Raw genomic sequence first — 12,580 nt, forward strand, 5'->3', positions numbered from 1 at the left:
CAACTGGCACCCGCGCATATCACCGACCGTGACACCTTTGTGTCGTCAAAATGCCGCAACAATCTCTCTGCAAGGCGGGTTTGCCCGGTTTTCGTTGGGGTGAGACCGGCGTAACATCCGGCTGTCACAAAAAATGCATACAGTCGGTCGCTTTTTCACATTTTTGCCCGACTCATAACAGCCTCAGGAGAGATGCCGATGTCTTTTCCACGTACCGTATTGAAACTGGCCGCCGTCGCCACCCTGGCCATGGCCGGCACGGCTCACGCCGCCGTTGAAATCCAATGGTGGCACGCCATGCAGGGCGCGCTGAACGACAAAGTCAACGAAATTGCCGACAAGTTCAACGCGAGCCAGACCGACTACAAGATCGTGCCGGTCAACAAGGGCAACTACGACGAAACCATGGCGGCCGGTATCGCGGCCTTCCGTGCGGGCGGCGCGCCGGCCATCCTGCAGGTGTTCGAAGTCGGTACCGCGACGATGATGAGTGCCAAGGGCGCCATCAAGCCGGTTTCCACCGTGATGAAGGACGCCGGCGAGAAATTCGACCAGAAGGCCTATATTCCGGCTGTCGCCGGGTACTACACGTCGTCGAAGGGCGAAATGCTGTCGTTCCCGTTCAACAGCTCGACGACGGTCTTCTATTACAACAAGGACGCCTTCAAGAAGGCCGGCCTCTCCGCGCCCCCCAAGACGTGGCCCGAAGTGATGCAGTATTCGGCCAAGCTGAAGGCTTCCGGCACTAACTGCGCCTATACCACCGACTGGCAGGGCTGGGTGCACCTCGAGAGCTTCTCGGCCTGGCACAACACGCTGTTCGCGACCAAGAACAACGGCTTTGGCGGCACGGACGCCCGCCTGGTATTCAACAGCCCGCTGCACGTGAAGCACATCACGAACCTGCAGGAAATGGTCAAGAAGGGCTATTTCAGCTACGGCGGCCGCAAGGCGGAGTCGCAGGCCAAGTTCTACAACGGCGAATGCGCGATGTTCACGGGTTCTTCGGCGTCGTTGGCCAACATCCGCAAGAACGCCAAGTTCCAGTTCGGCGTGTCGCAACTGCCTTACTACCCGGACGTGCAGGGCGCCCCGCAGAACACGATCATTGGCGGCGCGTCGCTGTGGGTAATGGGCGGCAAGAAGGCGGAAGAGTACAAGGGCGTGGCCAAGTTCTTCACGTTCCTCTCGCGTCCGGAAATCCAGTCGGACTGGCACCAGGCCACCGGCTACCTGCCGGTCACGATGGCTTCGTATGAGCTGACCAAGAAGTCGGGCTACTACGACAAGAACCCGGGCGCCGAAGTGTCCGTGGAACAGATGGTCGTGAAGACTACCGAGAAGTCGCGCGGCGTGCGCCTAGGCAACCTGGTGCAGATTCGCACGGTGGTGGACGAGGAACTGGAAGCCGTCTGGGCCGGCAAGAAGGAACCGAAGGCGGCGCTGGACACAGCCGTTGCCCGCGGTAACGAACTGCTGGAACGCTTCCAGAAGACGGCCAAGGAGTAAGGCGCGATTGCCCGGCGCGACCGGGCAGGGCGCACCGAGAGCGGGCGGCGGCGAATCCGTCGCCCGCTTGCTTTATGGATATCCGGGCTGACTCGCCTCGGGTGTCTTGTCAGGGAGCCGCGACCCCGCGGCGTTTGCCGGATAGTTAACGATGGAAAAACGCGTCGTTTTTCGCTCGCCGTGGCTGCCGTATCTGCTGGTCTTGCCGCAGATCGCTATCACGCTGATCTTCTTCTTCCTGCCTGCGGGCCAGGCGCTGTACCAGTCGATGCTGCAGCAGGATGCCTTCGGCATCAACCTGGAGTTCGTCGGCCTCGAAAACTTTGCTGCGCTGTTGAAGGATACGCAGTATGTGGAGTCCTTCCAGACCACAGCGATCTTCGCCATTGGCGTGACCGTGGTGGGCTTGTCCGTGGCGCTCTTGCTGGCCTACTTTGCCGATCGCGTGGTGCGCGCGGCCACGGGCTACAAGACCCTGCTGATCTGGCCGTACGCCGTGGCACCCGCCGTGGCGGGCGTGCTGTGGATGTTCATGTTCAATCCGACGCTCGGCGTGGTGGCCTACGCGCTGCGCAAGATGGGCGTGGACTGGAACTTCCTGCTCAACGGCAATCAGGCGCTGGCGCTGGTGGTGCTGGCCGCGGCATGGAAGCAGATCAGCTACAACTTCCTGTTCTTCCTGGCCGGGTTGCAGAGCATTCCGAAATCCCTGATCGAGGCCGCGGCCATTGACGGCGCGGGTCCGTGGAGGCGCTTCTGGTCGATCGTGTTCCCGCTGCTGTCGCCGACCACGTTCTTCCTGCTGGTGATCAACGTCGTCTACGCGTTCTTCGACACCTTCGCCATCATCGACGCCGTGACGCATGGCGGCCCTTTCAATTCCACCAACACGCTCGTCTACAAGGTCTTTCACGACGGCTTCCGCGGCATGGATATCGGCGGTTCGGCGGCGCAGTCCGTCGTGCTGATGGTGATCGTGATCGCGCTGACCGTGGTGCAGTTCCGTTTCGTGGAACGCAAGGTCCAGTACTGACAGAGGCACGCAATGGTAGAACGTCGACCAATACTTGATTTCATTACGCACCTGGTGCTGATTCTCGGCATCGTTGTCGTGGCCTTTCCGGTGTATCTGACCTTCGTGGCGTCCACGCTGACGGCCGAGCAGGTGCTGGATGCGCCGATGACGATGATTCCGGGTGGCCACCTGTTCGAAAACTATCGCACGGTGCTGTTCCGGGGTGTGGGTGAGGCCGCATCGCCGGTCGCCACCATGATGAAGAACAGCCTGATCATGGCGCTGGGCATTGCCCTCGGCAAGATCGCCATCTCGATCATCTCGGCCTTTGCGATCGTCTATTTTCGCTTTCCGCTGCGCAAGACATTCTTCTGGCTGATCTTCATCACGCTGATGCTGCCGGTGGAAGTGCGGATCCTGCCGACCTACAAGGTGGTGTCGGATCTGGGCTTGCTGGACAGCTACTTCGGCCTGACGATTCCGATCATCGCGTCGGCCACCGCCACGTTCCTGTTCCGCCAGTTCTTCCTGACCATTCCGGACGAACTGGCCGAGGCAGCGCGCATCGACGGTGCCGGCCCGCTGCGTTTCTTCTGGGACGTGGTGCTGCCGCTGTCGCGCACCAGCATCGCCGCGCTGTTCGTGATCCAGTTTATCTATGGCTGGAACCAGTACCTCTGGCCGCTGCTGATCACGACGCAGAAGTCGATGACGCCGGTGGTGGTGGGCGTGACGCAGATGATCTCCCGTTCGGGCGATGCCGCCACGGACTGGAACCTGGTGATGGCTACTGTGATGCTGGCGATGATCCCGCCGGCCGTGGTGGTGGTGCTGATGCAACGATGGTTCGTCAAGGGCCTGGTGGAAACGGAAAAATAAGGCAGAGAAAACTAGCCATGGCAAAACTGTCACTTCGCAACGTACAGAAAACCTACGCCGGCGGCACGCAGGTCGTGCACGGCATCGATATGGAAATCGCCGACGGTGAATTCATCGTCATCGTCGGCCCGTCGGGTTGCGGCAAGTCCACGCTGCTGCGCATGGTCGCCGGCCTGGAAACCATTACCGGCGGCGAGATCCATATTGGCGACAAGGTGGTGAACGACCTGGAACCGGCCGAGCGCGACATCGCGATGGTGTTCCAGAATTACGCGTTGTATCCGCACATGAGCGTGTACGACAACATGGCCTATGGGCTCAAGATTCGTGGCATGCCGAAGCCCGAGATCGAGCAGCGCGTGAAGCATGCCGCGGGCATCCTGGAACTGGCGTCGCTGCTCGACCGCAAGCCGCGTCAGCTCTCCGGCGGCCAGCGCCAGCGCGTGGCCATGGGGCGTGCGATCGTGCGGGAGCCTGCCGTGTTCCTGTTCGACGAACCGCTTTCGAACCTCGACGCCAAGCTGCGTGTGCAAATGCGTCTGGAACTAAAGGATCTCCATCGCCGCCTGGGTACCACCAGCCTGTATGTGACGCACGACCAGGTGGAGGCCATGACGCTGGCTGACCGCATGATGGTGCTCAATGGTGGCCGCGTGGAGCAGATCGGCACGCCGCTGGAGGTGTATGCGCGGCCGGCCAGCACGTTCGTGGCGGGTTTCATCGGCTCGCCGCCGATGAACCTGGTGCCGGTGGCACGAAACGGGGCCGGGCAGGCAGCGGGACAGGGTAGTGCGCAGATGCGCGTGGTGCCCAAGGACGGGCAGGGCGGCACCGCGACGCTGGGCCATCTGCCGATGGGTTTGCATCTGCCCGAGCAGGCGCTGATGGGTCTGCGTCCTGAGCATATCGAGCCGTGCGCGGCCCACGATGCCATCGCGGAGGTCGATGTGCGCGTGGTGGAGGCGCTCGGCGCGGACTCGTTCGCGTACGGAGCGCTCGGTGGCCAGCCGGTTGTGGTGCGGCTGGACAGCCAGATGCACGTGCGCAGTGGCGATCGCCTGCCGATCACGGCATCGCCCGAGCATCTGCACTTCTTCGATGTGAGCTCCGGCAAGCGGATCGAGGCGCACGCATGAGCCAGGCGGCCGCAACATTCCCGACGGTGGATATGGTCAACTGGCCGTATCCGAGCCATATTGCCCACCGCGGTGCCGGCAAGTTGGCGCCGGAGAATACGCTCGCCGCGTTCCGGCACGGTGCGTCGTTCGGCTACCGGATGTTCGAATTCGACGTGAAGCTGTCTGGCGATGGCAGGGCGGTGCTGATGCACGACGCCACGCTGGATCGCACGACGTCTGGCACGGGGCGCGTCGATGCGCTGACGCTGGGTGAACTGGCTGGGCTGGATGCCGGCGCTTGGCACAGCCCGGGCTATGCGGGGGAGCCGATTCCGACGCTGGCGGCCATCGCCCGCTACACCCGTGCCAACGGTTTCCTCGTCAATATCGAGATCAAGCCGGTACCCGGTCACGAATATCGGACGGGTGCGGCCGTGGCGCTTGATGCACTTTCGCTCTGGCGGGGTGCCGATGTCCCACCGCTGCTGTCGTCGTTTTCCGAGGAGGCGCTGGAGGCCGCTCGCAAGGTGGCGCCGACCGTGCCACGTGCGCTGCTGCTGGACAAGCTGCCCGCCGATTGGCTGGACCGCCTGCGCAGGCTTGACTGCGTCGCGCTGGATTCGAATCACCGCGAACTCGACGCGGCGGTCATCGCCCGGGCACACCAGGCTGGATTCAAGGTCTTGTGCTACACGGTGAATGACGTGACGCGCGCCGCGGACTTGCTGTCCTGGGGGTTGGACGGCCTGATCACCGATGCCGTTGACCAGATTGCCGCGCAGCCTTGACCTGTTGTGTCTTGATTTTGCATCACGAAAAGTCCCCACGATTTCTAGGCAAACGTGCTATGCTTTCGCGAGTGAAGACTTAGGTCCTTCCCCGCACAACTTGCCCTTTCGGGCCCGGCGGTGAGACCCAAAAACAGGCGGCGCCCAAGGCGCCGTCCGTTTAAGGTAGCGCTGTCGTGGCTCCCAAGAGTTGTTTGCAATCCGCTAACCGGTCAAGCCGTGTCGCGGAAGGTTGATGAACCCGCTTAACTCCGGCATTCCCGGAGAATAGTGAGCGCCCCATGATGCAGCAGTATCAGAGCAATTCGTACCTCTTCGGCGGCAACGCCCCCTATGTGGAAGAGCTGTACGAGGCCTATCTCCAGAATCCCAGCTCGGTTCCCGACAACTGGCGCTCGTATTTCGACGCGATGCAGAATGTCCCGGCTGTGGATGGTTCCAACGCCCGCGATATCCCCCACGCACCGATCGTCGCCTCGTTTGCCGAGCGCGCCAAGCAGGGCCCCATCAAGACTATTGTTGCCTCGGCCGATTCCGATATGGGCCGAAAGCGCGTCGCTGCCACCCAGCTGATCGCCGCCTACCGCAACATTGGCACGCACTGGGCCGACCTCGATCCCCTCAAGCGCCAGGAGCGTCCGCCCCTGCCTGACCTGGATCCGGCATTCTACGGTTTCTCCGAGGCCGACCTCGACATCGTCTTCAATGCCAGCAACACGTATTTCGGCAAGGAGTCGATGAGCCTGCGCGAGCTGCTCAACAACCTGCGCGAGACCTACTGCGGCACCATCGGCGCCGAGTTCATGTACGTGAGCGACCAGGCGCAGAAGCGCTGGTGGCAGGAGCGCCTGGAAACCACGCGCTCCAAGCCGGTGTTCACGCTGGAGAAGAAGAAGCACATCCTCGACCGCCTGACCGCGGCCGAAGGCCTGGAGCGCTTCCTCCACACCAAGTACGTTGGCCAGAAGCGTTTCTCGCTGGAAGGCGGCGAAAGCTTCATCGCCGCGATGGACGAACTGATCCAGCACTCCGGTAGCAAGGGTGTGCAGGAAATCGTGATCGGCATGGCCCACCGTGGCCGTCTGAACGTGCTGGTCAACACGCTGGGCAAGATGCCGGCGGACCTGTTCGCCGAATTCGAAGGCAAGCACGTTGACGACCTGCCGGCAGGCGACGTGAAGTACCACAAGGGCTTCTCGAGCGATGTCTCGACCGAAGGCGGCCCGGTTCACCTGTCGCTCGCCTTCAACCCGTCCCACCTGGAAATCGTCAATCCGGTGGTCGAGGGTTCGTCGAAGGCCCGCCAGGAACGCCGTGGCGAAGCCGGTCACAAGGAAGTGCTGCCGGTGCAGGTGCACGGCGACGCCGCCTTTGCCGGCCAGGGCGTGGTGATGGAGACGCTGAACCTCGCGCAGACCCGTGGCTACGGCACGGGCGGCACGATGCACATCGTCATCAATAACCAGATCGGTTTCACCACCTCCGACCCGCGTGACGCGCGTTCGACGCTGTATTGCACGGACGTGGTCAAGATGATCGAGGCGCCGGTGCTGCACGTGAACGGCGAYGATCCCGAGGCCGTGGTGTACGCCATGCAGCTCGCGGTGGATTTCCGCATGGAATTCAAGAAGGACGTCGTGGTCGACGTCATCTGCTTCCGCAAGCTGGGTCACAACGAGCAAGACACCCCGGCTATGACCCAGCCGCTGATGTACAAGAAGATTTCCCAGCACCCCGGCACGCGCAAGCTGTACGCCGACAAGCTGGCGGCCCAGAACCTGGTCGGCGCAGACTTCGGCGACGAGCTGGTCAAGGAATACCGCAACGCCATGGACGCGGGCAAGCACACGGTTGACCCGGTCCTGTCGAACTTCAAGAACAAGTTCGCCGTGGACTGGATGCCGTTCCTGAATCGCAAGTGGACGGACGCCGCCGACACCGCAGTGCCGGTGACGGAACTGAAGCGCCTGGCCGAGCGGATCACCGCGATTCCCGAGCACCTGAAGCTGCATCCGTTGGTGGACAAGGTCGTCAAGGACCGCGCCAACATGGGTCGTGGCGACCAGCTGCTGGACTGGGGCATGGGTGAGCACCTGGCCTTCGCCTCGCTGGTGGCATCGGGCTACCCGGTGCGCATCACCGGCCAGGACGCCGGCCGCGGTACCTTCACGCATCGTCACGCCGTGCTGCACGACCAGGCCCGCGAGCGCTGGGATGCCGGCTCCTATGTGCCGCTGCAGAACGTATCCGAGAATCAGGCCCCGTTCACCGTGATCGACTCGGTGCTGTCCGAAGAAGCCGTGCTCGGCTTCGAATACGGCTACTCGACCGCGGAACCGAATGCGCTGGTGATCTGGGAAGCCCAGTTCGGCGACTTCGTGAACGGCGCCCAGGTGGTGATCGACCAGTTCATCTCGTCGGGTGAAGTGAAGTGGGGCCGTGCCTCGGGTCTGACGCTGATGCTGCCGCACGGCTACGAAGGCCAGGGTCCGGAACACAGCTCGGCCCGTATCGAGCGTTTCCTGCAACTCTGCGCGGACCACAACATCCAGGTTTGCCAGCCGACCACGCCGGCCCAGATCTTCCACCTGCTGCGTCGCCAGATGATCCGTCTGTTCCGCAAGCCGCTGGTGATCATGACGCCGAAGTCGCTGCTGCGTAACAAGGATGCGGTGTCGCCGCTGTCCGACCTGGCCAAGGGTCACTTCGAGACGGTCATCCCCGATCACGAAGAACTGAACGCCAGCAAGGTCAAGCGCGTGATCATGTGCTCGGGCAAGGTCTACTACGACCTGGTCAACACCCGCAAGGAGCGTGGTGCCACCGACACGGCGATCGTCCGCCTGGAGCAGCTGTACCCGTTCCCGCACAAGGCCGTGGCCGCGGAACTCAAGAAGTATCCTGGCGCGACCGAAATCGTGTGGTGCCAGGATGAGCCGCAGAACCAGGGTGCCTGGTTCTTCGTGCAGCACTACATCATGGAAAACATGACGGAAGGCCAGAAGCTCGGTTATGCCGGTCGTCCCGCCTCGGCTTCGCCGGCGGTGGGCTACTACGCAAAGCACAACGAGCAACAGAAGGCGCTGCTGGACGCTGCGTTCTCCAAGCTCAAGGGCTTTGTTCTGACCAAGTAATTAGACGACCCCCACGACGACGCGCAAGGGCGCGCGCCGTGGGGGCCTGCCTGACCATACACGCATACATCGAGGAAATTCCAAACCATGGCTATTGTTGACGTCAAGGTTCCGCAACTGTCTGAATCGGTCGCCGAAGCGACCATGCTGAACTGGAAGAAGAAGCCGGGCGAAGCCGTTGCCCAGGACGAGATCCTGATCGAGATCGAGACCGACAAGGTCGTGCTGGAAGTGCCGGCCCCCGCCGCCGGCGTGCTGTCGCAGATCGTCAAGAACGACGGTGATACCGTCGTGGCAGACGAGCTGATCGCCAAGATCGACACCGAAGCCACTGCTGGCGCCGCTGCCCCCGCAGCTGCCGCGCCGGCTCCGGCCGCCGCACCGGCGCCGGTTGCCGCTGCCCCCGCTGCTGCCGCTACCGGCGCAAGCGGCATCGCCATGCCGTCGGCTGCCAAGCTGATGGCCGAAGGTGGCCTGACCGCCGGTCAGGTAGCCGGCACGGGCAAGGATGGCCGCATCACCAAGGGTGACGTGCTGGCCGCCGGCTCCGCCCCGGCCCCGGCCGCCAAGGCTGCCCCGGCTCCGGCCGCCGCCAAGCCCGCGCTGCAGCAAGTGTCGGCCCAGGTGGACTTCGCTGCCCTGGGTGACCGTCCGGAAGAGCGTGTGCCGATGAGCCGTCTGCGCGCCCGTATCGCCGAGCGCCTGATCCAGTCGCAATCGACCAACGCCATCCTCACCACGTTCAACGAAGTGAACATGAAGCCGGTGATGGATCTGCGTGGCAAGTACAAGGACCGCTTCGAGAAGGAACACGGCGTGAAGCTGGGCTTCATGTCGTTCTTCGTGAAGGCTGCCGTGCACGCCCTGAAGAAGTACCCGATCATCAACGCGTCGGTGGATGGCAACGACATCCTGTATCACGGCTACTTCGACATCGGTATCGCCGTGGGCTCGCCGCGTGGCCTGGTGGTGCCGATCCTGCGCAACGCCGACCAGATGAGCCTGGCCGATATCGAGAAGAAGATTGCCGAGTTCGGTGCCAAGGCTCGTGACGGCAAGCTGTCGCTGGAAGAGCTGACGGGCGGTACGTTCTCGATCTCGAACGGCGGTACGTTCGGCTCGATGCTGTCGACCCCCATCATCAACCCGCCGCAATCGGCCATCCTGGGCGTGCACGCCACCAAGGACCGCGCCGTGGTGGAAGACGGTCAGATCGTGATTCGCCCGATGAACTACCTGGCCATGTCCTACGACCACCGCATCATCGATGGTCGCGAGGCAGTGCTGGGCCTGGTGGCGATGAAGGAAGCGCTGGAAGATCCGGCTCGCCTGCTGCTGGACCTGTAAGCCGTCCGTCTTTCCCCTGAGTTGAAGGACCTCGTGTCTCCCGCCGCCCGCTGAGCCGGGCGGGTGGGAGCGCGTCGTCTAAAAGGAATTTCCATGAGCAAACAATTCGACGTGCTGGTGATCGGCGCCGGCCCTGGCGGCTATATCGCAGCGATCCGCGCCGCCCAGTTGGGCCTGAACGTGGCCTGCTGCGAAGGCAACGCCTACGACGATCCCAAGGGTGAGCCGCGCCTGGGGGGCACCTGCCTGAACGTGGGCTGCATCCCGTCCAAGGCACTGCTGGCTTCCTCGGAGGAGTTCGAGAACGCCGCGCATCACCTGGCCGACCACGGCATCACCGTGGGTGACGTCAAGGTGGACGTGGCCAAGATGCTCAAGCGCAAGGACGACATCGTCGGCAAGATGACCAAGGGCATCGAGTTCCTGTTCCGCAAGAACAAGGTGACGCTGTTCAAGGGCTACGGCAAGTTCATCGGCAAGGCCGCCGAGGGCTTCCGGGTCGACGTGGCTGGCGAGGTCGTGACCGCCAAGCAGGTCATCATCGCCACGGGCTCGAAGGCCCGTCACCTGCCGGGCGTGCCGGTGGACAACAACCTCATCAGCGATAACGAAGGTGCGCTGAAGTACCCGACCGTGCCGAAGAAGCTGGGCGTGATCGGCGCTGGCGTGATCGGCCTGGAACTGGGCTCCGTGTGGCGCCGTCTGGGTGCGGACGTGACCGTGCTGGAAGCGCTGCCCGCATTCCTGGGCGCCGCCGACGAAGGCGTGGCCAAGGAAGCGCAGAAGCTGCTGACCAAGCAGGGCCTGAAGTTCAGCCTGGGCGTGAAGGTCAACGAAGTGAAGACCGGCAAGGACAACGTCTCGGTCAGCTACACGGACAAGGATGGCAACGCCCAGACCCTGGAAGTGGATCGTCTGATCGTGTCCGTGGGCCGCGTGCCCAACACCGACAACCTCGGCCTCGAAGCCGTGGGCCTGGCGGCGGATGCACGGGGTTTCATCGAGGTGGACGACCACTGCCAGACCAAGGTCCCGGGCCTGTGGGCCATCGGCGACGTGGTGCGCGGCCCGATGCTGGCACACAAGGCCGAGGACGAAGGCGTGGCAGTGGCCGAACGTATCGTTGGCCAGAAGCCGCACATCGACTTCAATACGGTACCGTGGGTCATCTACACGTTCCCGGAAATCGCATGGGTTGGCAAGACCGAGCAGCAGCTGAAGGCTGAAGGCCGCGCGTACAAGTCGGGTCAGTTCCCGTTCATGGCCAATGGCCGTGCACTGGGCATGGGTGCCTCGGACGGCTTCGTCAAGATGCTTGCGGATGCCAAGACGGACGAAATCCTGGGCGTGCACGTCGTGGCCGCCAACGCGTCGGACCTGATCGCCGAAGCCGTAGTGGCAATGGAGTTCAAAGCCGCCAGCGAGGATATCGGCCGCGTGTGTCACCCGCACCCGTCGATGTCGGAAGTCATGCGCGAAGCCGCGCTGGCTGTCGACAAGCGTCAGCTCAACATGTAAGGCTTTTGCCTCACAATGCGTGAGCATCGGCGCGCCGCAAACAGCGGCGCGCCGTTTTCACTTGCAGCGCCGGCGCGGATAACTTCCGTTGCCGTCCCAGTGTGAACCCAGAGCATGAACGTCACCGAGTATTACGAGCAGGAACTGAAGCAGCGCGGCTACCAGTCCGATGAGGCGCAATTGCGCGCCGTGGCGCGCCTGCAGCAATGCTACGACGAATGGGTGGCCTACAAGAATCGGCGCAACAATGCGCTGAAGAAGTTGCTGGTACACCCGGATGTGCCCAAGGGCGTCTACATGTGGGGCGGGGTAGGGCGCGGCAAGTCGTTCCTGATGGACAGCTTTTATTCCTGCGTGCCGGTGGTGCGCAAGACGCGACTCCATTTCCACGAATTCATGCGCGAGGTGCATCGCCAGCTGGAAGAGCTGCGCGGCCGGCCGGACCCGCTCGATGAGCTGGCCAAACGCATCGCGCGACGCTTCCGCCTGATCTGCTTCGACGAATTCCACGTGAACGACGTGGCGGACGCGATGATCCTGCATCGCTTGCTGCAGCAGTTGTTCGAAAACGGCGTGCAGTTCGTGATGACGTCCAACTATCGCCCGGACCTGCTGTATCCGGACGGCCTGCACCGGGACCGCGTGCTGCCGGCCATCGAACTGCTGCAGCAGAAGCTCGACGTGCTGAACGTCGACGCTGGAATCGACTACCGGAAACGCGCGCTGGAGCAGGTGCAGGCGTACCACACGCCCCTGAACCGCGAGGCCAGTGCGGCGCTGCGCGATGCGTTTGTGGGGATCGCGGGGACAGCAGACGAATCGCCGATCCTTCATATCGAGCACCGTGAGCTGAAGGCCCTGCGCAAGGCCAATGGCGTAGTCTGGTTCGACTTCGCCACGCTGTGCGGCGGTCCGCGTTCGCAGAACGACTACCTTGAACTGGCTTCGCAGTTCCATACGGTGATCTTGTCGGACGTGCCGAAGATGACGCCGCGGATGTCGTCGGAGGCACGCCGGTTCACGTGGCTGATCGACGTGTTCTATGACCATAAGGTCAAGCTGCTGATGTCCGCCGAGGTGCCGGCCGACGAGCTGTACACCGAGGGCCAGATGGCCAACGAGTTCCATCGGACCGTCTCGCGGATCATCGAAATGCAGTCGCGCGAATACCTGGAGTCCGAGCGCCGGACGATGGACACGACGCTCACCTGAATGGGGAGCTGGCCCTGATCCTGGTCAGGTGTGTTGTCTGCCGGGAACGAACCTGAGTCC

9 protein-coding genes are annotated in these 12,580 nt (G+C 63.0%); all 9 read left to right on the forward strand.

The window, feature by feature from the left end:
* The first annotated feature begins 198 nt into the window (after positions 1–198).
* Positions 199–1,509, forward strand: a complete 1,311-nt coding sequence (gene ugpB / locus AC1DOX_RS06015) for a sn-glycerol-3-phosphate ABC transporter substrate-binding protein UgpB (protein WP_092134221.1) — start codon at positions 199–201, stop codon at positions 1,507–1,509.
* 151 nt (positions 1,510–1,660) lie between these two features.
* Positions 1,661–2,542: a sn-glycerol-3-phosphate ABC transporter permease UgpA gene (ugpA, locus tag AC1DOX_RS06020; protein ID WP_092134220.1), complete on the forward strand. Its 882-nt coding sequence runs from the start codon at positions 1,661–1,663 to the stop codon at positions 2,540–2,542.
* A gap of 12 nt (positions 2,543–2,554) precedes the next feature.
* Complete coding sequence (gene ugpE / locus AC1DOX_RS06025) at positions 2,555–3,403, forward strand: sn-glycerol-3-phosphate ABC transporter permease UgpE (RefSeq protein ID WP_092134218.1); 849 nt, start codon at positions 2,555–2,557, stop codon at positions 3,401–3,403.
* A 17-nt stretch (positions 3,404–3,420) separates the two neighbouring features.
* Positions 3,421–4,539, forward strand: coding sequence for a sn-glycerol-3-phosphate import ATP-binding protein UgpC (locus AC1DOX_RS06030; RefSeq protein ID WP_441621677.1), 1,119 nt, complete (start codon positions 3,421–3,423; stop codon positions 4,537–4,539).
* Between the two features lie 32 nt (positions 4,540–4,571).
* Positions 4,572–5,309 carry a glycerophosphodiester phosphodiesterase gene (ugpQ, locus tag AC1DOX_RS06035; protein WP_441621711.1) on the forward strand — a complete coding sequence of 246 codons (738 nt, stop codon included), beginning with the start codon at positions 4,572–4,574 and terminating at the stop codon, positions 5,307–5,309.
* A 281-nt stretch (positions 5,310–5,590) separates the two neighbouring features.
* On the forward strand, positions 5,591–8,443 hold the full coding sequence (locus AC1DOX_RS06040; RefSeq protein WP_092134216.1) for a 2-oxoglutarate dehydrogenase E1 component: 2,853 nt from the start codon (positions 5,591–5,593) through the stop codon (positions 8,441–8,443).
* A gap of 87 nt (positions 8,444–8,530) precedes the next feature.
* Entirely contained in the window at positions 8,531–9,790 is a 1,260-nt protein-coding gene (gene odhB, locus AC1DOX_RS06045) for a 2-oxoglutarate dehydrogenase complex dihydrolipoyllysine-residue succinyltransferase (RefSeq protein ID WP_441621680.1), read from the forward strand.
* Between the two features lie 93 nt (positions 9,791–9,883).
* Positions 9,884–11,308, forward strand: a complete 1,425-nt coding sequence (lpdA, locus tag AC1DOX_RS06050) for a dihydrolipoyl dehydrogenase (protein ID WP_441621682.1) — start codon at positions 9,884–9,886, stop codon at positions 11,306–11,308.
* 114 nt (positions 11,309–11,422) lie between these two features.
* Positions 11,423–12,520, forward strand: coding sequence for a cell division protein ZapE (gene zapE, locus AC1DOX_RS06055; RefSeq protein ID WP_092134211.1), 1,098 nt, complete (start codon positions 11,423–11,425; stop codon positions 12,518–12,520).
* Positions 12,521–12,580: the final 60 nt, after the last annotated feature.

It is taken from the genome of Cupriavidus sp. 01L415, assembly GCF_056400065.1.